Annotated in this window: 24 protein-coding genes; 16 read left to right on the top strand and 8 right to left on the bottom strand. The window is 59.8% G+C overall.

The annotated features are described in order from the left end of the window. The first annotated feature begins 244 nt into the window (after window positions 1-244). Entirely contained in the window at window positions 245-985 is a 741-nt protein-coding gene (locus GNZ12_RS25770) for a carbonic anhydrase (protein ID WP_172315007.1), read from the top strand. Between the two features lie 152 nt (window positions 986-1,137). On the opposite strand, the gene GNZ12_RS25765 is transcribed toward GNZ12_RS25770, so the two are convergent. Continuing rightward, a complete protein-coding gene (locus GNZ12_RS25765; RefSeq protein ID WP_172315005.1) occupies window positions 1,138-1,719 on the bottom strand; it encodes an isochorismatase family cysteine hydrolase in 582 nt (193 codons plus the stop codon). A 117-nt stretch (window positions 1,720-1,836) separates the two neighbouring features. Here GNZ12_RS25765 and GNZ12_RS25760 point away from each other — a divergent pair, with 117 nt between their 5' ends. The 6 genes from GNZ12_RS25760 (at window position 1,837) to GNZ12_RS25735 (ending at window position 6,278) form a co-directional block, all read left to right on the top strand. Beyond that, a complete protein-coding gene (locus GNZ12_RS25760; RefSeq protein WP_172315003.1) occupies window positions 1,837-2,055 on the top strand; it encodes a hypothetical protein in 219 nt (72 codons plus the stop codon). Continuing rightward, window positions 2,009-2,617, top strand: coding sequence for a TetR/AcrR family transcriptional regulator (locus tag GNZ12_RS25755; RefSeq protein ID WP_172315001.1), 609 nt, complete (start codon window positions 2,009-2,011; stop codon window positions 2,615-2,617). Before GNZ12_RS25760 ends, GNZ12_RS25755 begins: the two co-directional genes overlap by 47 nt. Before the next feature lie 108 nt (window positions 2,618-2,725). After that, complete coding sequence (locus tag GNZ12_RS25750) at window positions 2,726-3,535, top strand: oxidoreductase (RefSeq protein ID WP_172314999.1); 810 nt, start codon at window positions 2,726-2,728, stop codon at window positions 3,533-3,535. A 49-nt stretch (window positions 3,536-3,584) separates the two neighbouring features. Beyond that, window positions 3,585-4,577, top strand: coding sequence for an NADP-dependent oxidoreductase (locus GNZ12_RS25745; RefSeq protein WP_172315103.1), 993 nt, complete (start codon window positions 3,585-3,587; stop codon window positions 4,575-4,577). Window positions 4,578-4,922: 345 nt separating this feature from the next. Next, complete coding sequence (locus GNZ12_RS25740) at window positions 4,923-5,861, top strand: aldo/keto reductase (RefSeq protein ID WP_172314997.1); 939 nt, start codon at window positions 4,923-4,925, stop codon at window positions 5,859-5,861. 33 nt (window positions 5,862-5,894) lie between these two features. After that, a complete protein-coding gene (locus GNZ12_RS25735; RefSeq protein ID WP_172314995.1) occupies window positions 5,895-6,278 on the top strand; it encodes a nuclear transport factor 2 family protein in 384 nt (127 codons plus the stop codon). A gap of 164 nt (window positions 6,279-6,442) precedes the next feature. On the opposite strand, the gene GNZ12_RS25730 is transcribed toward GNZ12_RS25735, so the two are convergent. Next, window positions 6,443-7,273: an SDR family oxidoreductase gene (locus GNZ12_RS25730; RefSeq protein ID WP_172314993.1), complete on the bottom strand. Its 831-nt coding sequence runs from the start codon at window positions 7,271-7,273 to the stop codon at window positions 6,443-6,445. Between the two features lie 115 nt (window positions 7,274-7,388). Here GNZ12_RS25730 and GNZ12_RS25725 point away from each other — a divergent pair, with 115 nt between their 5' ends. The 3 genes from GNZ12_RS25725 (at window position 7,389) to GNZ12_RS25715 (ending at window position 10,542) form a co-directional block, all read left to right on the top strand. Then, window positions 7,389-8,291, top strand: coding sequence for a LysR family transcriptional regulator (locus GNZ12_RS25725; RefSeq protein ID WP_172314991.1), 903 nt, complete (start codon window positions 7,389-7,391; stop codon window positions 8,289-8,291). Between the two features lie 250 nt (window positions 8,292-8,541). Continuing rightward, window positions 8,542-9,855, top strand: coding sequence for an MFS transporter (locus tag GNZ12_RS25720; protein WP_328806071.1), 1,314 nt, complete (start codon window positions 8,542-8,544; stop codon window positions 9,853-9,855). Window positions 9,856-10,110: 255 nt separating this feature from the next. Next, complete coding sequence (locus GNZ12_RS25715; RefSeq protein WP_172315101.1) at window positions 10,111-10,542, top strand: hypothetical protein; 432 nt, start codon at window positions 10,111-10,113, stop codon at window positions 10,540-10,542. Window positions 10,543-10,677: 135 nt separating this feature from the next. Here the strand turns inward: GNZ12_RS25715 and GNZ12_RS25710 are convergent, their stop codons facing one another. Next, window positions 10,678-11,052: a hypothetical protein gene (locus tag GNZ12_RS25710; protein ID WP_172314989.1), complete on the bottom strand. Its 375-nt coding sequence runs from the start codon at window positions 11,050-11,052 to the stop codon at window positions 10,678-10,680. 378 nt (window positions 11,053-11,430) lie between these two features. On the opposite strand from GNZ12_RS25710, the gene GNZ12_RS25705 reads away from it, so the two are divergent. After that, window positions 11,431-12,087: a phosphatase PAP2 family protein gene (locus GNZ12_RS25705; protein ID WP_235993882.1), complete on the top strand. Its 657-nt coding sequence runs from the start codon at window positions 11,431-11,433 to the stop codon at window positions 12,085-12,087. Between the two features lie 95 nt (window positions 12,088-12,182). Here GNZ12_RS25705 and GNZ12_RS25700 read toward each other — a convergent pair whose 3' ends face one another. Beyond that, entirely contained in the window at window positions 12,183-13,112 is a 930-nt protein-coding gene (locus tag GNZ12_RS25700; RefSeq protein ID WP_172314987.1) for a LysR family transcriptional regulator, read from the bottom strand. A gap of 108 nt (window positions 13,113-13,220) precedes the next feature. On the opposite strand from GNZ12_RS25700, the gene GNZ12_RS25695 reads away from it, so the two are divergent. Further along, complete coding sequence (locus GNZ12_RS25695; RefSeq protein ID WP_172314985.1) at window positions 13,221-13,823, top strand: NADPH-dependent F420 reductase; 603 nt, start codon at window positions 13,221-13,223, stop codon at window positions 13,821-13,823. 345 nt (window positions 13,824-14,168) lie between these two features. After that, window positions 14,169-15,572, top strand: coding sequence for a GGDEF domain-containing protein (locus GNZ12_RS25690; protein ID WP_172314983.1), 1,404 nt, complete (start codon window positions 14,169-14,171; stop codon window positions 15,570-15,572). A 145-nt stretch (window positions 15,573-15,717) separates the two neighbouring features. On the opposite strand, the gene GNZ12_RS25685 is transcribed toward GNZ12_RS25690, so the two are convergent. The 3 genes from GNZ12_RS25685 to GNZ12_RS25675 all read right to left on the bottom strand — a co-directional run bounded on the left by GNZ12_RS25685 (window position 15,718) and on the right by GNZ12_RS25675 (window position 19,163). Then, window positions 15,718-16,215, bottom strand: coding sequence for a hypothetical protein (locus GNZ12_RS25685; RefSeq protein ID WP_172314981.1), 498 nt, complete (start codon window positions 16,213-16,215; stop codon window positions 15,718-15,720). 149 nt (window positions 16,216-16,364) lie between these two features. Beyond that, entirely contained in the window at window positions 16,365-18,635 is a 2,271-nt protein-coding gene (locus GNZ12_RS25680; RefSeq protein WP_172314979.1) for a xanthine dehydrogenase family protein molybdopterin-binding subunit, read from the bottom strand. Next, on the bottom strand, window positions 18,636-19,163 hold the full coding sequence (locus GNZ12_RS25675; RefSeq protein ID WP_172314977.1) for a (2Fe-2S)-binding protein: 528 nt from the start codon (window positions 19,161-19,163) through the stop codon (window positions 18,636-18,638). 136 nt (window positions 19,164-19,299) lie between these two features. Between GNZ12_RS25675 and GNZ12_RS25670 the strand changes: the two genes are divergently transcribed. Beyond that, window positions 19,300-20,196, top strand: a complete 897-nt coding sequence (locus tag GNZ12_RS25670) for a LysR substrate-binding domain-containing protein (protein ID WP_172314975.1) — start codon at window positions 19,300-19,302, stop codon at window positions 20,194-20,196. 70 nt (window positions 20,197-20,266) lie between these two features. On the opposite strand, the gene GNZ12_RS25665 is transcribed toward GNZ12_RS25670, so the two are convergent. After that, on the bottom strand, window positions 20,267-21,178 hold the full coding sequence (locus GNZ12_RS25665) for a LysR substrate-binding domain-containing protein (protein ID WP_172314973.1): 912 nt from the start codon (window positions 21,176-21,178) through the stop codon (window positions 20,267-20,269). 242 nt (window positions 21,179-21,420) lie between these two features. On the opposite strand from GNZ12_RS25665, the gene GNZ12_RS25660 reads away from it, so the two are divergent. Both GNZ12_RS25660 and GNZ12_RS25655 read left to right on the top strand, forming a co-directional pair. After that, window positions 21,421-22,386: an amidohydrolase family protein gene (locus GNZ12_RS25660; protein WP_172314971.1), complete on the top strand. Its 966-nt coding sequence runs from the start codon at window positions 21,421-21,423 to the stop codon at window positions 22,384-22,386. Continuing rightward, a complete protein-coding gene (locus tag GNZ12_RS25655) occupies window positions 22,386-23,312 on the top strand; it encodes an amidohydrolase family protein (protein ID WP_172314969.1) in 927 nt (308 codons plus the stop codon). The genes GNZ12_RS25660 and GNZ12_RS25655 overlap by 1 nt, the downstream gene beginning before the upstream one ends. Window positions 23,313-23,393: the final 81 nt, after the last annotated feature.

Below are 23,393 nucleotides of genomic sequence, written 5' to 3'. Positions count from 1 at the left end.
TAATCGGCCGGTCGCGGCGACCCGCCATACGCCGCCACGGTCTGCTCCTGGCAGTTGCGGGTTTTCCGGGCACTGCGCCTGGCGACGGTATAGACTCGAATCTATGCAAGTCAGCTGATCTACCGCGTGGCGTTGGACCACCACGTGAGGCCTACATAGCCGGGGATCGGTGTGCCAGTTGCATTGTGATGCGGCAAGTATCTGTTCGCGGCCGAATGCGCCCAGCGATAACGGAGGAACTCAAATGTGTGATGTGTGTGGTGATGCGCAGCACGAGCCTCAAGTATCGCGTCGAGATTTCCTGAAAACCGGCGCACTCGCGGCGCTCCTGCCGTGGACCGTGGGTGCCGCGATCGCGGCCGAGCCGCCAGCGCCAGGCGCATCACCACCACCCAACTCGATCGCGCCTGCCGACGCGTTGAAGCGCCTGATGGATGGCAACGCGCGCTACGCCGCCAACGCGCCGAACGAGCGCGACTTCTCATCGGGGCGCGCCGCCCGTGTGCAGGCACAGTATCCGATTGCCACGATCCTGAGCTGCGCTGATTCGCGCGTGGCGCCGGAGTTCGCGTTCGATCAGTCGCCGGGCGATCTCTTCGTTTTACGCGTCGCGGGCAACATCGTGAACCCGGATCTGCTTGCATCCCTCGAATACGGCGCCCAGTTCCTGGGGGTGCCGCTCGTCATGGTGCTAGGCCACACCGGATGCGGCGCAGTCGACGCCGCAATCAAAGTGCTGAAGACCAAGGCGGTCCTTCCGGGCCATTTGCCGGGGCTCATCGCCGAGATCAAACCGGCGGTCATCGCCGCCGAGAAGACGCAGACCGGCAACTTGCTGGACAACGCGGTCACCGAGAACGTGCGACGGCAGGTGGCTCGACTGAAGAACTCACCGCCGATCGTCCAAAAACTTTACGCGGACAAGAAGATCGACATTGTTGGCGGCGTGTATGACCTCGCCACCGGCAAGATTGCACTCGTCTAAACGAGTGGGCTGCCCGTGCACGGGTGCTAGCAACCGAGTTGTTGAGCCAAATGCAAGAAATCGGAGGCATTGACATCAAAGGCTGCTTTGAAGGCAGTATCGACCTTTCCTGCGGGGCCGAACTCCAACGGTCCAGAGCAGACGTCGAACGTCTAGTCGAGCAGCAGCAAAGCATCCGCGAGCGACAGCACCGTGGTGCGCGAATCGAATGCGGTGGAGAACAGATGTTCATGTACCACCTGATCCGGGTCGTAACAGCAATCCTTGACCGTGTACAGGCGGAAGTCCGCGTCGCTCGCATACGCGACCGACGACAGCACGACACCGGTCGACGCAATGCCGACCATAATCAGCGAATCGATACCTTGTGCGATAAGCCGTGCCTGCAGATCGGTGCCGAAGAACACGCTGGCGCGATGCGCGATGATGACCGGCTCACTGGCCTGCTGGCCCAACTCCGGCGAGATCCTGTCGTCGACGAAGAGGCCGAGTTGCTTGATGCCCTGCCCATTCTTGTTCAATGGACTGACTTCCGGATAGCCCGGACTGAACCGGAGGTTGGCGAAATAGACGCTAACGCCTTTGGCCCGTGCCGCGTCGCATAGCTTGCGCGTATTGGCGAGCAAGGCCGGTGCGACCGATGGAAAGAGCCCGAGAATGTCGGTCTGATAATGCATGACGACAAGCGCGGTTCGCGCCGGCGCGATTGCCGCTGGCAATGCTACTGCCTCCATTTGCACTTCTCCTTTTCTTCGACACGCGGTTCATATTCACAACCAGAGAACGTCGAATGCAGCGAAGCATCCGTTGTCAAAACGACGCGCTCATGTACGTTCGGGAGTATTGCCGCCATGCAAGCTGCCGAACTGCCGAGCACTGAACAGGCTCATAGCCAGAATGCCAATACCGAATGGCATGACATCACCCGTCACCTTAAGCGCAAAGTCGCCCACGCGGCAATCTGGGGGGCGCATCGATCTCCATCGACATTGCTCGTTGCAGCAAACTGCGCCGAAATGTTATATGATGGCCATCATGAAGAATTCGCCAATCAATCGGAAAGCCGTTAGCCGCAAGGAAATCACGCACGAACGCATCGTCGAGGTTGCCGCGCGCGCGATTCGGCGCAGTGGCTACGACGGGACGGGAGTGGCCGACATCATGAAGGAGGCCGGCCTGACGCACGGCGGCTTCTACGCGCACTTCCCATCGCGCGAGGTGTTGCTTGCCGAAGCGGCTGACCGCGCCGGTGCTGAGGCTGTGGCCCTGTCAGAGCAAATCGCCGCTTCCGTGCCGCCGGAGCAGGCATTGCCGTCGATGGTGCGCGCCTATCTGTCGAAGGAACACCGTGACGCCATAGAGACAGGCTGCCCGGTCTCCGCCCTTGGCTCGGAGATGCCGCGTCAGGCGCCGGTCGTGCGGCGCGCGGCCACCCGCCGCATCAAGGAGATGATCGATGTCGTTGCGCGTCAATTGCCCGATTGGGGGCAACCGGGCGCGCATGAACAGGCACTTATAACCGTTGCCACCATGGTCGGCACCATGGTGCTGGCGCGCGCCGTCGACGACCCCAAGCTGTCGGACAGTTTTCTTGAAGCCACATTGAAAAAACTCGCACCCACTGAGGAGTAAATCCGCGTATCCAGCGTGCGTTTTTGTTGGACCACAAATATGATGATCATCATATTTGTGACAAAATGAACGCTCGAGCAAACCTGTAATCACTATCGGAAGGACATGATGAAAAACGGAATAGCCCTCGTTACGGGCGCCTCGTCAGGCATCGGCGAAGCCACGGCAAACCGCCTTGCGAAGGCCGGATACAAGGTCTACGGCACCAGCCGGCGCGGTGCACAAGCCGGCCAGCGAGCGTTCGAGATGCTGCCGCTCGACGTGACTAGCGACGCATCCGTTGAAGCAGCCGTCAAGGAAGTGCTTCGCCTGAACGGCCGCATCGACCTGTTGGTGAACAACGCGGGCTTCGGCGTCGCCCCTGCCGCTGCGGAAGAAAGTTCGCTTGACCAGGCCCGTGCGATCTTCGATACGAACTTCTTCGGGATTGTCCGCATGACGCGTGCCGTGCTGCCCCATATGCGGCAACAAGGTGGCGGTCGCATCATCAACATCGGTTCTGTGCTGGGTTTCTTACCCATGCCCTATATGGCGCTGTATTCCGCCACCAAGCACGCGGTAGCAGGCTATTCGGAGTCGCTTGACCATGAGTTGCGTACGATGGGCATCCGGGTATCGGTCATTGAGCCTGCCTACATCAAGACGCCTTTCGACGCGAACTTCATGCCACCCGACGTCCCCCTCGACGCGTACCGCGAGGTGCGCGCGGCCGTGGATCAGCGCGTCAAGGAGGTGGTCGCAAGCGCTGACGGTCCTGAGGTTGTGGCCGAAACCGTATTGCAGGCCGCCCTCGCGGCTCGCCCGAAACTCCGCTATGCAGCCGGCGGGCTCGCCGGACGTCTGCGCTTGCTACGCAGATTTGCGCCTGCGGGCCTGGTGGACGCCGGCATTCGCAAAGATCTACGGCTCGCAACGTAGACGCTGTTACCTGGCGCAAAACGAAACTGACAAGGACCAAGGAACCATGATGAAGGCATTCGTCGTCGATCGATATGGACGCAAGAATGGCGTTCGAGCCGGCGAGATGCCGGTCCCGGAAATACGTGAGGACGACGTATTGATCGAGATTCACGCCGCTAGCGTGAATCCTCTTGATTCAAAGATCAGGGATGGAGAGTTCAAACTCATCTTGCCCTATCGTTTGCCGCTGATTTTGGGCAACGATCTGGCCGGGGTCGTTGCCCGCGTCGGATCGCGCGTGCGGCAATTCACGCCGGGCGATGAGGTCTATGCGCGACCGCCTAAAGATCGGATCGGTGCTTTCGCGGAATTCATCGCGATCAAGGAAGATGCGGTGGCTCTCAAGCCCAAAACGCTCAGCATGGAAGAAGCGGCTTCAATCCCGTTGGTGGGCTTGACCGCCTGGCAGGCGTTGATCGGACGAGGACAACTGAAGAAAGGGCAGAAGGTGCTCATACACGCCGGCTCGGGCGGCGTCGGCACCTTTGCCATTCAACTGGCGAAGCATTTGGTCGCGACGACAGCGAGTGCCGCGAATGCCGAATTGATGAAGCAACTCGGCGCGGATATCGTCATCGATTACAAGAAAGACGACTTTTCCGCCGTGCTGAAAGACTTCGACGTGGTGCTGGATACGCAGGGCGGAAATACGCTTGAAAGATCATTGCGAGTGCTCAAGCCGGGTGGCAAGCTCATCGGGATCGCCGGACCGCCCGATCCTGATTTCGCTAAACAGATGGGTGCCCCCTGGTTCCTGAAAACGGCGATGCGCTTTCTGAGCTATCGCATCCGAAAGGCGGCGAAACGCCATGACGTCAGTTATTCATTCCTTTTTATGCGTGCCGATGGTGAACAGCTGGGCGGGATCGCTGCGCTCATCGAGGCAGGTGCGATAAGGCCTGTGATCGATCGGATTTTCCCGTTTGGGTCAACCGGAGAGGCTTTGGCTTACGTTGAAACAGGACGTACTAAGGGTAAGGTTGTCATCAAGATCCGATAGAAGGATTGATGCCTGTTTGTTTCCTCGCAGAAGTAGCAGCGCTTGCTCGACGTCAATTCTTGCAACGTGGAGAGTCAACCGTCCGTTGTCAGCTATTCGTCACCTACGCACTGCGTGTTGTACCTCCCAGAACCCTCCGCTGCCGCCCAGTCATTCGTTTGCTACACTGGATCAGGAAGCCGACCTGTTTGGCGCTCGGTCTGACCCTGATGGCGGCGGCTGAGTTGCGAATCAACACGACTCGAGTACGTTGACGTTCTTTCTGATCATCGACCCGGCGCCACAATTGCAAGCCCAGGCGTCGGTCCTTCGTCGCAGGGCATGAAGTCGTGCGGAGGTGTTGCCGTGATTGAGTCTTCCGATTTCCGGAGCAAAAAGATCGCGCTTAATCACGGAGGCGGCCGCATGCCCGTGCTCGGATTTGGCACGCTGATTCCCGATGCAGTTACAACTACCAGTGCGACCAGAGACGCACTGGAAGCCGGCTATCGACACTTCGATTGCGCCGAGCGATATCGGAACGAGCGCGAGGTGGGCGAGGCGCTGAGGATAGGCCTTGCTGCCGGCGGGATCGCGCGCGAAGACATCTTCGTGACCACAAAATTGTGGAACTCCAATCATCGGCCAGAGCGTGTCGAACCGGCTTTCGAGGCCAGTCTTGAAAGGCTCGGACTCGACTATCTTGATCTCTATCTGATACACACTCCGTTTGCATTTCAGCTTGGAGATGAGCAGGATCCGCGCGATGAAAACGGTGATGTCATCTACGATAAAGGCGTGACTTTGCAAGACACATGGAGGGCGATGGAAGATCTCGTCGACCATGGAAGGTGCCGGGCCATCGGACTGTCTGACATCGGCTTGAACGAATTGCGGCCTCTCTACGAATCGGCTCGAATCAAGCCGGCGGCGGTGCAGGTCGAAGCACATCCGTATCTTCCGGAAGCGGAACTTCTGGAATTCTGCAAAGAGAAAGAGATCGTGTTTTTGGCCTTTGCGCCGTTGGGTCACGGAATCAGGCCGGGACCGCTTGAGGATCCAGTCATCTCGCAGATTGCCGCGCAAATCGGAAAGACGCCGGCACAGGTACTCCTTGCCTGGGCGATCCAGCGTGGCGGGGCTTTGCTCACCACCCCAAAATCTGCGGCCCGTGCACGCGAGAATTGCGATATCTCCGCGCTTCCGGCAGACGCGTTCGACGCGATTAACCGGATTGAGACGAGGCAGAGGTTCAATGAAGTCGTCAAGACGGGCAGCCCCGGCTTTATTCCGCGGCGTACGTAATGGATAGACGTGAACGGTATGCGGAGGCACGCCATGCAGGAAGAAACAATACGTGAAGCCCTGAACGCGCACTGGCAGGCGTCGGCGGCCGGCGATCTCGACGCGGAACACGATATTTACGATGACGATGCCGTCTGTGACTATCCCCAATCAGGTGAACGAATCGTCAGGCGAATTAATTTGCAGGCACTGCGGAGTCATCATCCAGATAAGCCATCAGGTTTCGATGTCAGGCGAATCCAGGGAGAAGGTAATCTCTGGGTCACGGAATACGCCATCACCTATAAGGGGCGAACGGCTTACACGGTAAGCATTATGGAGTTCTGCAACGGCAAGGTCATTCACGAGACCCAGTATTTTTCGGATCCCTTTGAAGCACCGGGTTGGCGGAGTCAGTGGGTTCAGCAGATCGCGTGATATCGCGTTGTGGCGAGATAAGCCCAATCCTGATGGAGCAAATGTCCGTTGTGCGGCTTGACCTTGCCGATCGGGCGGCCCTGTCTTCACCGTCCGTTGAGGGTCGATCTGGGATCGACCCTCATGCAGTTATTGCGTCAGCGCGCCGCTATGCGTCGGTTCGCTTAGCCTATCGAGTCCACCGAAAACGCGATGTCCTTCTGCGCTTCAAGCATCCTCAGGCGCTCCGCCAATGCAGCGCTGATCGAGTCGTAGGCACCGCCGCCAAGCGTCAAGCGTAGCGGTGGATGTGCCGAGTCCGCCGCGACGATCATTGCGGCGACCGTCTTGCCGGCATCGCCCCGAATTGCAAAGCTGTTGGACGCAATCGCCCGCCTGACGTCGCCCGCGGGGGTGTCGTCGTACTCGGGCATCGGCACCGCGCGATCGAGACCGGCACCGAACTGCGTGCTTGTCGGTCCCGGCTCCACAATCACGAAGTCGATACCGAATGGTGCCACCTCCTTCGACACTGACTCGACGAAACCTTCGATACCCCATTTCGTCGCATGATAGAGGCTGAAATTCGGGTAAGCGATCTGTCCGCCTTCGGACGAAACCTGGATAATCCGGCCGCCGCCCTGGCGGCGCAGGTGAGGTAGCGCGGCACGGATCACCTGAATCGATCCGATGAGATTGGTGGCGATCTGCCGGTCGATCTGTTCATCCGTCACTTCCTCGGCCGCGCCGAATAACCCGTAGCCCGCGTTGTTCACGACCACGTCGATACGGCCCATCGCTTCGAATGCGGCAGCGACATGCGTGTGCACCGCGCGGATGTCGGTGACATCGAGTGTCAGCACATGCAACCGGTCGTCGTACTGTATTTTCAGATCATTGAGCGCCCCCTCGCGCCGCAGCGTCGCGACGACCCGATCGCCGCGTTGCAGCAGGCGCTCGGCGAGTAGCCGACCGAGGCCCGACGACGTGCCGGTGATAAGCCAGGTCTTCATCATGGTGTGTCTCTCAGGAAAGTGGATGGAGTGGCATTGCATGATTACCAGTCTAGGCACCCGTCATTGGTCAGAGAAGCCTCTATAGTGCGTATGACCCCGTGAAAATTCGCCACCAATGACCAAGCCGACACTTGCCGATCTCACCGCGTTTTCCACTGTCGCAGCGCATCGGAGTTTCCGCCGCGCCGCCGATGCGCTCGGCGTTTCGCGCTCCTCGCTCAGTCACGCCATGCTCGCATTGGAGCGTGAATTGGGTGTGCGCCTGCTCAACCGCACGACGCGTAGCGTAGCGCCGACAGAAGCCGGCGAAGCATTGCTCGCGCGGCTCGCGCCCGTGCTCCGCGATCTTGACGAGGCACTGGATGCCGTCGCCGATGCGCGCGGCAATCCGAGCGGCATGCTCAGGATCAATGCCAATGAGAGTGCGGCGCGGCTGTTGTTGAAAACGGTGGTGCCGCGTTTTCTGAAGCGATTCCCCGGCATGGCGCTCGATCTGGTCGCGGAGGGACGGCTCGTCGATATCGTTGAGCAAGGTTTCGATGCCGGCGTACGGCTTGGCGAGTCGATACCGCGCGACATGGTGGCGGTGCGCATCAACGATGATCTTCGCTTCGTAGTCGTTGCAGCGCCTTCGTATCTCGCGGGACGAACACCGCTCATCACGCCCGACGACCTTCGTCACCACGATTGCATTCGTCAACGGCTGCCGAGCGGCAAGCGCTACCGCCGGGAGTTCCGCAAGCACGGGCAGGAAGTGGCGATCGATGTTCCCGGCGTACTCACGCTAGATCACAACGGCCTGATGGTTGAAGCAGCGTCCGACGGGTTGGGCCTTGCGTATGTACCGGAGTCCACGGCCCGTGATTGGCTGGACGACGGCCGGCTGGTTACCGTGCTGGAAGATTGGTGCCCGTTCATCCCGGGGCTCTGCCTGTACTATCCCGGGCATCGCCACGTGCCTGCGGGTCTACGGGCGTTCATCGACGTGCTTAGGGAGGTCAATCACTCACGCATGTGAATGTCCGTTGTCGAGGATCCTGACTGCCCGCTCAGGTCGCGTGCCGCCGATCGACGACAGGCAGTGACCGGCCAATTTCGGCCAGTCGGCATACCCCCGTGAATTGCTGACAATCGCTATCTGAGGCATCGCCATTCGCGAATCGGCCGTTCATCGGCCCGCCAGTGAAACACCGGTATCTGGAAACGTTCATCTAAACTGCGGGAAAAATGTTGAGGTAGCATCATCGAACTCAACAGGGGAGAAAGCGGTGTTTCGGGGAATCAAATCTCGTATAAACGCAATCGCCCCTTCTCTTGCCAGTCTGCTTCTCAGCGATCTTCTGACGATCCTGGCAGACATGGTTGGCTATATCACGCTCCCCTGGTGGATCGTTCATCGGGGCGGCGCACATGACCTTGCAATCTACGGCGTAAGCATCGCCATCACCACGATCTTCGCAATGCCGCTGCTTTCGCCACTCGGGGATCGATACGCAAAGAGACCGCAGATTGTATGGGGTGTCTGCGCCTTAATGGTCGTCGCCTTTGCCCTCGCCACGCTCGCCTCGCTGTCCGACTACCGACTTATGCTCATCATCTGTATAGGCATGGTCACTGTTATAGCGAAAGCTTTCATCGATCCGGCCAGCTCCACCATTTCGGCTGAACTTGTTCCGGCGAATCGTTTGGCCGAAGCGCTTCGTCTTCGTAAATCGACTCAAGCGGCTGGCCGCGCCTTAGGACCAGCACTGGCTGGCGCGGCATTGGCCTTGGGCGGTATTGCTGCAACGTTTTGGATGAACGGCATTCTGCTTGGCGTCGCTGCCTATGTGACCTTGCAGCTTCCATCCCAGTCTCAGCATCGTGAACACCATCGCGGTTTGGCCCGTTGGTGGGAAGATCTGCGCGCGGGACTGCACGCTAAATGGGTCGTCCCGTTGGAGCGCGGCTGGACACTGGTCAACTTCCTCGTATGGATATTCCAGGGCCCTGCGGTCGGCATGCTGATCCCGCTCAAAGTTCAATCACTCGGGCTGTCGGGTCTCTGGCTAGGTGGTTGCGAAGCGGCCCTATCTATAGGTTTGCTACTCGGCAGCTTTCGTGGTTCTGACGCACTGGTCAGTCGGTTCGGCCGATTCAATGTCCGGGTGGGTGCAGCGATGTGTGAAGGGCTGGCACTTGCTGCTTCGGGCTGGGCCCATTCACCCATCGTTCTCGTATTGGCGCTTACGTGTGTGGGTTTCGCCAATGCATCGATGGGACTCGTTGGCGCGACTCACCGTTCATTGGCTATCCCGCAGAATTTCCGCGTGCGCATTCTCGCTGCCAGCATGATGACCACGCAGATTGCCGGCATTCTTGGCCCCATGATCGCAGGCGTGGCGCTCACGCATTGGGCTGTGGGCAAGGTCTATACATGCTTCGGTCTCGCCACCTGTCTGCTCGCTTTCGGTTTCGTCCTGATACCGCGATCGCGCGAATTCTTTGCACTCGATCACGATCAGGTGAAAGATTGGTTTCGTCACCAATATCCTGATGCATTCAAAGCACCAACGGTGCCCGAATCGGGACAAATTACGTAGATCGCGCAACGCGACAGGAAGTCGAGGGACGCCGCGCGTATACGGGCGAATGGGTCTCAACCCGGAACACGAACGAGTGACTGCTTTGTAGAGATTTCATCGACCGCTTCGGGTCGGTCAATGCTGATCGCATCAACCTCTGTTCTGCCAGTTGCAGACCTTCGACGTGTCGACCAAAATCGACGACAATGTTCCCAAGGAACGATTGCGAGTCGTGCTCTGTCGTCGGAGACGCCGCGGAACCTAAAAGGCAACATGAGACGACTGTTCGTCGCTGCGCTCGCAGCCGCTTCTTTCGCGACTTGCGTTCATGCGCAAAGCAACGCGTCCGGCCCGCTCGGCACGCCCTCGGGCAAACTGCAATTCGTGCGCGTCGACCACGTTTTTGCGGCTATGCTCGACAAGGAAATTTTCGATCGGTTTGGCGCGAGCACGCTCACGCATTTCGATGACATGGGCAACAAAGATGACACTGTTGACCGCACGCTTGTGCAGACCGATTCCGGCCCGGTGCTGTACGACTTTCGTCACCGTCCTCCACTTGTGCAGCGCTGTGGCACGCGCATGACAGTCAAGCGCGTGTTCTGGCAAGACGATGAGGTCGTGATGCAAGGCTCGCAAGGCTGGTTTCGATTCAAGCGCGGCGCGCTAACGAAGCTGCAGTCGTCTACGACGACGTACCACTGACTACTCGCAGGCCGAACACACGCTCGCCCGCGATGACATACAGCGCCTCGCCGCGCACGTATTTCTGATAGCAACCACGCAAAAGAAAACGGGCCACGAGGCCCGTAACAGCAGTTTGGCTGCTATGCGATGCGGTTAGCACTCACCCTTTTTAGCGTGTCCCGGAGGGCAGTGGCCATGATCATCATGGTGGTGGTTATGGTCTTCCCACTCACTCCGCTCCCAGTAGCGATGACCGTCGTAATATCTGTCTCCATGCCAGCCAATGACAACCGGTGCCTGGACGACTACTACGGGAGCACCGTGATGATGTTCCTCCCATTCCTGGCGTTCCCAGTAACGGTGACCATCCCAATATCGGTCGCCGTGCCAGCCTTGTTGAATAACGACGGGTGCCGCGACTACAGGGGCAGGCGTGCCGATATTGACGTCTACGTTGACGGCGTTGGCCACGCCGGATAGGCCAATTCCCAGGCTCGCGACCAACGATGCCAAGAGAGGATATTTCATACCGTACTCCAAAATAGAATTCGATGAATGCACTTGGCCTGTCGCCGCAGTGACGATGCACGGCAGGTGATTCGCCGATCCTCTCTAAACGGGCAATACTGCGATGTCGTTGACGGTGTTTCCCCAGACAGGGGGTTATTTGATAAAAGTTAACACTATGTTCGGTGCAGCGTAACGTGCGCGATGTGCTGGGTTGAACGGCCCAGTCAGGCAGGGACCAGCCAGGTCCAGCCGCTACCCAGTGCATTCGCGAGGACAATCCCGCGCCCGCTCCGCACGACACAGTTGACATAAGAGTTCGTTAAGGTTCGACACACTTATCATTTCTCGCATCCTGTGACGAGTTGGACCGCTCATCTCGACTTTTCAGGAGGCGCCATGCGCCTTGCTCATCCCTTGTCGCCAGGAGGGCACCCGCTCTGGGGCCTCAACCTGTGGATCGCGCTCATCATGCTGAGCGCGATACCTGAGGCCGTTGTTGCCGGTGGCGGCCCGCTCGGCATCGATCACGAATGGGGATTGGATCAAAGCGGGATCTGGGGCCGGGGGTATCAGCTCGGACTCGAATATGCGGTCATAGCGACCGAGGTGGGTGGGGCGCTATGGCTTGGCAACGATAACGAACTCGGCCACACGTTCTGGCAGTCCGCCGACGCATCGGCTATCTCAGCAGTCGCTGCAGAGGGGATGAAGTACGCTTTTGGCCGTGCGCGGCCGAGCAGCGGAAAAGGGCCGAACCAATGGTTCAGCGGTGGTGACAGCTTTCCGAGCGGCGAGGTCGCGCTGCAGGCGAGCTTTGTCACGCCATTCATCGTCAACTACGGTCGGCGGGACCCGTGGGTGTGGGCGCTCGAAGTGTTGCCTATCTATGACGGGATCGCAAGGATGAAGAGCCAGGCGCACTGGCAAACCGATGTACTTGCAAGCTGGGCGCTCGGTACCGCCGTTGGATACTGGAGCACCACTCGCCAGACGCCAATATTCGTCCAGGTCCTACCGCACGGATTCACCGTGGGTTTTTCAAAGCGTTTTTAGACGACGCACGTAGTCCGGCCGCGCCTCAGGCCCGGATTGCCCGCTGGTATCGACGCTCCACCGATATTCAGCAGTTCAGGGCAAACGGGTGCGGCTCATTCAATGCTTCCCGCAAACCGCTCAGCCAACCGCTCCCGCTCGAACGCATCGACCACGAAATCGACAAACACCCGTGTTTTCGCCGGCAGCAGCGCTCGCGTCGCGTAGTAGATCGAAATCGCCCCGGCGTCCGCGTGCCAGCGCGGCAGTAATCGCACGAGTTCGCCCCGTTCGACCGACGACAGCACGTCCGACACGGACAACAGCGCAACACCCAGTCCGAGAATCGCAGCCTCACGCATCGCTGCCGGGTCGTTGACCATGATGGTCTCGCCAAGCTGCGCAGGCATCTCGCCGCCCGCCGCGTTGCGCATTGTCCGGTGGCGCACGCGGCCGGTGCGGCTCGAGCGCATCACGATGCCGTCGAGTTCCGCGAGATCGCTGGGATCCGTCGGTGGCACGCGGCCGGCCATGTATGCCGGAGAGGCGACCGCCACGAGATGCGCAGGCGCCAATGCGCGCGAAACGACGCCCGGCGCGAGATCGAACCCACCACCCAGCGCTGCATCGTATCCCTCTGCAATCAGGTCGACCTGTCGGTTCTCGAAGTGCCAATCCGGACGAATCATCGGATAGCGAGCGAGGAAGGCCGGCAACAGCGGCATGACGTACGTGATGCCAAACGTCGGCGCCATGCTGACTTTCAGCACGCCAGCCGGCTCGCCGCGATCGGTCGAGACGGACGCGATCGCGGCTTGCAGCGCGTCCAGATTGCCGCCAATTTCGACGAGAAAGCGCTCACCTGCCTCGGTCAGCGTGAGCTTGCGTGTCGAGCGTTGAAACAGTCGCACGCCAAGATTGCGCTCCAGCAGCGCAACGTTCCGACTGACCGCAGCAGGCGTCAGCGCTAGACGCCGCGCAGCCGCGGAGAAGCTGCCCGTTTCGGCGCTGCGGACAAACGACTCGAGGTTGGCGAGGGTTTCCATACGGGCATCTTAAAGTACCAGTTGAAAATAATTCAAGTAATTACCCGCTAATCATAGTGCAATAAAGACGGCAACATTCGCTCACTTACCCACACAAGGAGCATCACTATGAGCACCATCGGTATCATCGGAGCAGGCGCCATCGGGTCCGCGTTCGCGAAAGCGCTCGCGGGCAAATGCCTCGAAGCCATCATTGCGAACAGCCGAGGCCCAGAGTCGCTCGCGGATCTCGCGCGCGAGCTTGGCCCCTCGATCACGCCGGGAACGCGCGAACAAGCGGCCGCGCAGGACATCGTCCTTGTCGCAGTGAACTGGTCGAAGCTGCCGACCGCTCTCGCCGGGTTGCCGGACTTCGGTGGACGCATCGTGATTGACGCGAACAACCCGATCGAGGCGCCGCTGTTCAAACCGGCTGAATTGCATGGGCGGACGTCGAGTGAAATATTCACCGACCTCGTGCCGGGCGCACGCGTCGTGAAGGCGTTCAATCACCTGCCGGCGCACCTCCTCTCCGACGATCCACAGGCCGAGGGCGGACGCCGAGTGCTGTTCTTCGCAGGAGACGACGCGCAGGCGAAAGCGGCGGTAAGCGGACTGATCGAGCGGCTCGGCTTCTTCGGCATCGATCTGGGTTTGCTCGAAGACGGGGGCTGGCTAGTTCAAATCCCGGGCGGCCCGCTGCCAGTGCTTAATCTCGTCAAATTTGGATAACCAACGAAAGGCGCGGCATACCGCGCCTTTCACACAAAGACCCAAACACGCTTCACGGCTTCGGCCGATCAACCGCCTTTCATGTCACGTTGGTCATCGGCGGTTCATTGTTGGTCGCCGCCATCCTCTATGTCGTTACGCTATGGCGGTGCCATCAAGATTCGGATTGTTGGGCGTCTTGCCAGATAAAACCTGACGCATATACTTCCAATAGTCTGACGGTAGTCCACTGCGAGGTATGCTTGGTTCTGCACGACGGTATGCTGCCGTGTCCGAGCCGGCCGATTCACGCGTCAATCGCTCGGCGATGCGAACAACCACAGAAGTATTGTCGGAGGCTGGCACATGAGCACGACCATCTCAATCGAAGAGCCGCCCCGCATCATCGGGATTGTGACCAAGGTCTACTCAGGCTTGCTGGTCATTGGTTTTGCGCTCGTTCCCGCCTACCTGATTGCTTACCTCTCCTTCTTTCAAGACCCGAGCCTGAAGTTCGAAAACCACGCGTTCCACGAAATCGCGATCGCAGCGGCGACGCTCGAGGGGCTGTTTGTCACCTATGTGACGTGGCGTTGTTATATGTCGTCGGGTGAACCGCTGCTGCGGTGGCTGACTTTGGGTTTTCTAGGCTTTGTGCTGGTCTATGCGCTGCACGGCGCGTTCACCGGCATGGCTCACCACAATATCTGGCTATTCCTGCTCTACGGACCGGCATCGCGTCTGGTGATGTCGGTGCTGCTATTCGTCGGGCTTCTCTCGTACCATCGCGCGCCCGACGCGATCGAGCGGCGCGCGAACTCGCGCCCGTGGCTGACGTGGATCGCCGTGTTCGTCGTGATCGATCTGGTCGTGGGACTCATTGCGAACTCGCCATTTGCGGGCAGCCTCGCAGTGCGCCTATCGATGGAGGGCGGCGCGCTCGTCTTCTCGACGCTGAACGTCATGGCGCTGATGCTGCGTCGCATTCGCTCGCCGCTGATGGTGATCTATGGCATCTCGGTCACCTTCTTCGCGCTGGCGTCGCTCGCGTTCATTGTCGGCAAGCCCTGGAATCATATGTGGTGGCTGGCGCACGCGATCTTCGCCGCCGGCTTTTTCCTGCTGAGTTATGGCGTTGTTCAAGCGTTTCGCACGACGCGGTCCTTTTCGACGATCTACAGCCAGGAAGAACTGATGGCCCGCCTCGCCGAGGCGATGGCACGCACGGAAAGCGCGCTGCAGGAACTCCAACGCACCAATCACAAGCTTGAGCATCTCGCCGCGACCGATCCGCTGACGGGTGCCGCGAACCGGCGCGAGTTTATCCAGCAAGTGACGGCGGAAATCGCACGAGCCAAACGAGGTGGTGCGCCGTTCTCGTTGCTGGCGCTGGATCTCGACAACTTCAAATTGATCAACGACAACTACGGCCATCAGGTGGGTGACGAGGTGTTGCAGCGATTCGTGCAGAAATGCCTTGATGCCATTCGGCCCTATGACGGCGTGGCGAGAGTCGGTGGCGAAGAGTTCATGGTGCTGCTGCCTAAAGCCGCGCTAGACGCGGCACGTTCGATCGCGGAGCGCGTCCGGGGCGCCGTGGCTACCGAGGAGTTCTATACCGGAACCGGGCGACCCGTCGCCGTTACCGTCAGTGTTGGCGTCTCCGAGTTCGGCCGCGACGGCGACACGATCGACACCCTCTTACGAGTCGCCGACGAGCGACTTTACCGGGCCAAGCACGATGGGCGCAACCGCGTGGTGGCCGGATAGCAGCGTTTAACTATCCATGGCGGTTGCAACTTGCAAAGCTGACCTAACCTCGCTATGACCTCGAGCATGCTTAGCGGCAAACGTTGTCTGGCGTCCCGACCCGAGCAATCGGGCGCGCGCCGCGCATTCAATCCGGGAGCGCAAATCAGTCATGCAATTGCAGCGCTTTGGTCAGCGAGCGCTGCGCCTTACCCGTGCCGTAAATAATATCGGTAATCACCCAACGTCCACCCTGCAACGCCAGCAGCATATGCGTCCGGGCAATCGGATCGCCCTTGAATTGCCAGATTAACGTGACTTGGGCTGATTTGCCGGTTTGGCGCACCTTGACAATCCGGTAACTCGAAACGCTGTCCGGAGCGCCGGTAACGACCGACAATTCGACATAGTCCGGCTTCATGTCAGGCGAGGCTTTCTCCTGCTTGGCCTGTTCGGCCTTCGCCGCAGCTATCGAGCGCTGCAACGCGTCGCTGAAAGTCGATTTGAACGGTTCGTCGCCAGCGCCCGGCAGCCCGACTGAGCCGTCCTTCACGTACCAGTCGGCGACCGTCCTCGCCACCGACCGGGGCGTCTCTGTGGCCGCGTTGCCCACGTGTAAATACAGTCCCAACAGAGCCACACCCACCATCTGGAAAAACTTCATGCATACCCCTTGACGTCGAACGTCCTGATGTCCCACGGCAACACATGCATGGCGAGTGTTGAGTCGCGCTGCAAGCATCATCGCGGACGCGATAACTTGACCGACGTCCGTGGTACCGTCTGAACCGGATGCGTGGACGTCTGATGAAGTTAGACCTTAGCCTTATTCGGCAGGTTCTTATCCTTGACGTTTTGCAACACAAACGGCGTATCCCTCAACCGCCGTCCCGTCAGCTTAAACACCGCATTCGCCACCGCCGGCGCCACTGAAGGACTCGACAACTCCCCCACACCACCAGGTTTAGCCGGATCCCCCTGCACGATCTGAATATCAACCTCCGGCATATCACTCATGCGTATCACGCGATACGTGTCGAAGTTCTTCTGCTCGATCTGACCGTGGCGAATATCGATGCGATCCGCTGTCGCATGCCCTAACCCCCACATCAGTCCGCCATACAGTTGTTCCTCAACCCCACCTGGCGACACCGCCAACCCGCAATCCGCCACACACGTTAGCCTCTCGACCACAACCGCATCGCCCTTGCGAACCACCCGCGCCACCACCGCAACATAGCTGCTGTACGCCTGATTCGTCGCAACGCCCAATGCGGTACCGGCAGGCAACGGCTTACCCCATCCAGCCCGCTCCGCCGCCTCGCGCAACACGGCCTTATGCCGCGGGTCCTTCATATGCGCGAGCCGGAAATCAACCGGATCGCGCTGCGCGGCATGCGCGGCCTCATGCATAAAAGACTCCACCGCGAAGACGTTCGGGATATAACTCACCGCGCGATACCAACCGGTCGGCACACCCGTCTCATGACGCACCCAACCAATATCGACATGCGGCGCGTCGTAAGCGAACTCGTATTTGCTGATCGCTTCTGTAGTGCTGTAGTCCATCCGGTCAGGACGGTCGAAATAGCCCGGCTCCCATTGCTCCGGCGAGGCGGGCATCACGGCGCGCAATTGCAACGTGGTGAGATTGCCGCGCGCATCGAGTGCAGCTTTAGCACGGTGATAACTCGCCGAGTGGTAGAAGAGCGCGCGCATTTCGTCTTCGCGGCTATTCATCAGCTTGACCGGCTTGCCGGTTTTCAGCGCGAGCCATGTCACTTCGAATAACCAGTACTTCGATTCGCGCGAACCGAAGCTGCCGCCCGAGACAAGTTCATGCAGCACAACGCGCTCAGCAGGAATACCGCCGATCACCTCAGCCGCTTCCTGCACAGTAGAAGGCACTTGCAAACCGCCCCAGTACTCAATGCGGCCGTCTTTCGCCCAAGCGGTGACATTGATCGGCTCGAGCGCATTTTGAGCCTTGTAGGGCATCGAATACGACGCCTCGATCATGCGCGCGCCGTGTGGCCATGCAGTTTTCGCGTCACCGGTCTCGATCGTCGGCACGACACGCGCGGCAGGATCGTCGAGCCATGCGGCCTGACGCGCGGCGAGCGTACTGCTATCGAAGGTTTCCATCGGACTGTCTTCCCACTCGACCTTCAGCGCCGCCTGGCCTTGATGCGCCGACCAATAATCATCGGCCAGCACGGCGACGCCCGCCTGATTGCCGCCGAGAGTGTCGGGACGCCCAGGAATCTGTAACACCTGCCGCACACCCGGCACCGCCAACGCGGCCTTAGCATCCACGCTACGCACGCGCGCATCGATCACCGGCGCGCGCGTCACGACAGCCACCAGCATCCCTGGCAACGATACGTCGATGCTGTACGGAAACGCGCCTCTCGCTTTCAGATCGGCGCCGCGCTTTTTCTGCAGCTTGCCGATGTACTTGAACTGCGACGGGTCTTTCAACGCGACGTCTTTCGGCGCGGGTAATTGCGCTGCGACACTCGCCAACGATCCGTAGTTCGCGCGCTTACCGCTCGCCTTGTCGACAACGAAGCCGTTCTCCGTCGTGCAAGTGGACGGCGCCACGTTCCATTGTTTCGCGGCGGCTTCGACCAACATGGCACGTGCGGTTGCGCCCGCACGCCGCAAGCGATCGTATTCGAGCGAGACGCTGGTACTGCCGCCTGTCGAGAACACTTTCCACAACGGATGAATGTAATCCCCGAAGAACGGATTATCCGGCGTAATCACATCGACACGAAACGGATCGACATCGAGTTCTTCAGCGACAACCGCAGCCAATGCGGTACGCGTTCCCGTGCCGGAGTCGTGCTTATGGACCACGAGTTTGATCGTGTCGTCAGGCAGCACGCGCACCCACGCGTTCGGTTCGAACTCGCCGGCTTGCGGTTTCGGATCGCCGCTTACATTGGCGTCTTTCGCGAAAGCTTCAGGCAGTTGAAAGCCGATCGCGAGACCCGAAGCCAACAAGGCCGAACTTTGTTTGATGAAACGTCTGCGCGCTGCACCGTGTGCGCTGTTTAGCGCTTGCTTGTCGTTGCGCATTCAAGCCTCCTCTTTCGCGGAGGTGCAGGCAGAAGCGCACATCGGCTCGACCCACTTGACCGCCGCAAGCGCGGGATCGCCGGACGCGGCACGTTTGATCGCCTTGCGAATGCGCGAATAGGTGCCGCAGCGACAGATGTTGCCCGACATGGCCGTCGCGATGGTTTCATCGTTGACCGTCGGTTTGTCCTTCAGAAACGAGGCTGCCTGCATCAACTGACCGGACTGACAGTAGCCACACTGCGGCACGTCCTCGGCGACCCACGCGAGTTGCAGCGGATGCGTGCCGTCTTTCGACAAACCTTCGATTGTCGTGATGTGCTTGTCCGCCACGGCTGCAATCGGCAACAAACAGGAGCGCACGGCCTCGCCTTCCAGATGCACCGTACACGCGCCGCAAAAGCCGCCGCCGCAGCCGAACTTCGTACCGGTCAATTTGAGCCGGTCGCGCAACACCCACAACAGGGGCATGTCTTCCGGTACATTGTCGAGCGAGTGCCGCGTGTCGTTGACCACGATCTCGATCATGCGCTGTCTCCTGAATGTTGTTGTGCAGCGCGGCGTGTGATTCAAAGAGTCCGCGTGCTTGCGGTCATTATTGGAAGCCGTTAAGCACAACGCCAGCGACGATTTCTTCCATCACCCGTAAGTCCGGCTAACACCCATGTTGAAGCGCTACCCTTCCATCCAGTCGATGCAGGCCTTTCTGCAAGCGGCACGCGTCGGCAGCTTTTCGAGCGCGGCACGCCAGCTGTCGCTTACGCATAGCGCGATCAGCCAGCAGATCCGCACGCTCGAAGAGTTCGTCGGGCAGCCGTTGTTCGTGCGCGAAAGCGGCCGCGTCGTGCTGACCGATGCCGGCGTGCTGTTTGCGAATCAGCTGGCGGATGGCTTCGAGCAGATCGATCGCGCGTTGTCGTCGGTGAAAGAGCGCACGGTCAAGCAGTCGATCACGCTCGACGTCGATCCCGAGCTCGCGCAGAGCTGGCTGGTGGCGCGCTTGCCTGCGTTGCTCGGTGCGTTAGCCGGCACATCGTTGACGGTACTGTCCACACCGCGCTATGAGCGCAGCGCGTTCGAGCGCGTGGATATTGCGTTGCGGTATGGGTATGGAGAATGGGAAGGCTTCGAGAACGCGCTGATCTGCGGGGACCGATTGACTGCCGTGGGTTCGCCCGCGCTTCTTGAGGCGCGCGGGCTGAGCCTGCCGCTCACGCCTGAACAGGTGCTCGATTTACCGTTGCTCGGCTATACGAAACGCTCGTGGATTCCATGGCTCACCGCGGCAGGCATGCCCGCGGTCGAACCGGATGCCGTCGCCGTATTCGATAATGCCGCCGGGCTAATTGCAGCCGCAAGCGCAGGCGTGGGTGCCGGTTTGGCGCGCGGCCTGCTCGCGGCGGACGCGCAACGCGAGGGGCGGTTGGTCGAACTCACCCAAGTGGAAATTCCGACGCATTACAACTTGTATGCAGTGTGGCCTCGGGAGAAGGCGGCACGCGTTGCGCCGTTGATCGAGGTGATTCGCGAGTTAGTCGCGCAGGCGGGCAGCCCCCGTTAGCGTGAGCGCTCGGCGCCCTTCGCACTCATGCGCACTATCTCGCGTCGCGCAAACGGGCAGCGCGCTGGCGTTACCTCTCGCCACCCTTCGCGTCCACACTCACGCTAGCAGCCACCTCGCGCACGGTGTCGAGAAAAAGCGAAAGCACCGGCGACGGATCCTCAGCGCGATAGCGTGCGTGCAACGACACCTCAGGACACGGAGCAACCAGCGGCACGAACGCAACGCCACCGGTCGTCAATTGCCGCGCCGACGAAGGCAGCAACGCCACGCCTAAGCCTTCACGCACGAGACACAGCAGCGTATGCACCTCGACCACCTCCTGCTCGATCTGCGGCGTAAACCCTGCCTCGACGCAACAGTTCTGCAGAAAGCGCGCAAGCTGCGACTGCTGCAAACCGAACGATACAAAGCGCTCCGTCTCCAACTCACGCAACGCGATCTCCCCACGCGCGGCAAGCCGATGCCCTAACGGGAGCGCCACCACCGCCGATTCCCGCATCACCACTTCACTACGAATCTCCGGGTCCTCATGCGACACCCGGAAGAAGCACACATCCAGGCGCCGCTCCTTGAGCGCGAGAATCTGCGCAGCGGGTGTCATTTCATGCAGCGTCCACTGTACCTGCGGATGCTTCTCCGCAAATACCCGTAGCGCGCGCGGAATCGGTTCGACCATCGCTGAGCTAATGATGCCGATCTCGAGACTTCCCACTTCGCCACGTCCCGCGCAACGCGTCAGATCGATCGCGCGTTCGAACTGCGCGAAGATCAACGGTACCTGCTCCTTAAGTGTTTTCCCTGCATCGGTGAGTTCGACACGGTGTTGCGAGCGCATGAACAACGCGGTGCCCATCTCCTCTTCGAGGATGCGAATTTGCTGGCTCAGCGGCGGCTGCGAAATGTGCAGCCGTGCGGCTGCCCGGCCGAAATGCAGTTCGTCGGCAAGTACCGCGAAGTAACGCAACAACCGGATGTCCATATCGCAAACGTATCAAGATCGTGGTTAAAAAATATTGTACAGAGCGTTTTTATCTTGTGAGACTGCATCGCAAGCAGCAGTGCACATCAGTGTGACACTCGATGCCGGCGAGGGGAAGGCGCACAAACACTGCGTCTTGCAAAGGGCCGCATGGGCAAGTCCGTCTGGGCTCCGTTCCATCGATGCGCCTGCCCGCGATCCGGCAACTGGATACACCAGTTCCTCTCAAGGAGATCGAGTACATGATCATCGACACTAGCTGTTACCCGACCAATCTGGTCGACCTCGCCTGGCGCCATGACGGCGAGCCATTTACCGGCGAGCGTCTGATCGCAACGATGGACGGTCCGTACATCATCAACGGCAAACCGCGCCGCATCGACAAGGCATTCATTCAGCCGCCGCAAGGCAACACCATCTATACGTGGACCGACGGCAATCGTTCGGGGCGCGAATCGATCGACGACTACATGGCGTACACCGTCGAAATGACGCAGAAGTACCCGGACCGTTTGATCGGTTGCTTCGTGTACAACCCACGTTGCGGTCCTGAGAACGGCGCTGAAGCCATCGAGTTCTATGCGAAGGAACACGGCTTCAAGATGGTGCAGTTGCAGGCCAACATGCATGCGTACCGTCCCGACCGCGCGCTCGACTGGCTGCGTCCTGCATTGCGTAAATGCGCGGACCTCGGCCTGCTCGTGAAACTGCACACCGGCGATGGTCCCTACAGCATTCCGAGCGAGTGGTATCCGTTGATCCGCGAATTTCCATCGGTGAATTTCATCATGGCGCACTTCGGTGTGCAGACAGGTGGCGTGTACTGCTTCGAGCCGTATCAGATGGCACTGGATACGCCGAATGTGTATTGCGAATCGAGCTGGTGCCTGCAATCGCGGATCGTCGAATTCGCGAAGGTGCTGCCGACACACAAGATTCTCTACGGCTCGGATACACCGCCGAACGAGCCCGGCATGTGGCTGCGTTTGCTCGAAGTGTTGTGCCATGAGCCGCCGCAAGGCCTGAATCTCGACGAAGACACGCTCGAGGATTACCTCGGCAACAACCTCGCCCGCATGATCGGCATCGAGCCCACCGCGCGGCCGAAAAGCGTCGAAGAAGCACAAGCCTATCTGAAACAACACGCTGGCGTGTCGCAGAAGCATGCCGCGAATGCAACTCAAGCAGCCTACGCAGGAGCCCGCTGATGATCATCGATACCCATCTGCACCCGACCAATCTCGTCGACGAAGCGTGGCGCCACACCGGCGAGCCGTTCACCGGCGAACGCCTGCTGAAGATGATGGACGGTCCGTACATCATCAACGGCAAGCCGCGCCGTATCGACATGGGCTTCATTCAGCCGCCGCCGGGCAACACCGGCCATCGCGACGGCAATCGCCGCGGCCGTGAAGGCATTCGCGATTACATGGCGTATATCGCCGAGCTCACGCAGAAGTACCCTGATCGCTTTATCGGCAACTTCACGTACAACCCGCGTTGGGGTCCGGAGAACGGCGCAGCCGAACTCGAATTCCACGTGAAGGAGTACGGCTTCAAGATGCTCAAGCTGCACGCGAACATGCACGGCTATCGTCCCGATCGCGCGCTCGACTGGCTGCGTCCGGCGATGAAGAAGTGCGCCGAACTCGGCGTGGTGGTGCTGATTCACACCGGCGACGGACCGTACACGATTCCGACGCAGTTCTATCCGATCATCCGCGAATTTCCGATGGTGAATTTCATCATTGGTCACTTCGGGATTCAGACGGGCGGCAACTACTCGTTCGAATCGTTCTGGATGGCGATGGATACACCGAACGTGTACTGCGAATCGGGCTGGTGCTATCAGTCGCGCATCGTCGAATTCGCTCGTGAACTGCCGCGCAACAAGATCGTGTTCGGTACCGATTCGCCGCCAAACGAGCCGGGTATGTGGCTGCGCGAACTCGAAATGCTGTGCGGTCCGGCGCCGCAAGGCATGGATCTGGATGAAGACGGTCTCGAAGACTATATGGGCAACAACATCGCTCGTCTGGTCGGCATCGAGCCGACCAAGCCGCCGAAAGATCTGGCCGAAGCGGAGAAGCGTTTGAAGGCGACCTACGTGAATGACGTAACGCAGCCTGCTTAACGCGTTTAGCGCTTGCTGATGGGCAGGTGCGACTCATACCGCACCTGCCTCTCCCTACAGTCCGCTTTCGTTATCGCTTTC

Source organism: Paraburkholderia solitsugae, assembly GCF_013177695.1.
Lineage (GTDB): Bacteria > Pseudomonadota > Gammaproteobacteria > Burkholderiales > Burkholderiaceae > Paraburkholderia > Paraburkholderia solitsugae.
This window is presented reverse-complemented; position numbering and strand designations above follow the sequence as displayed.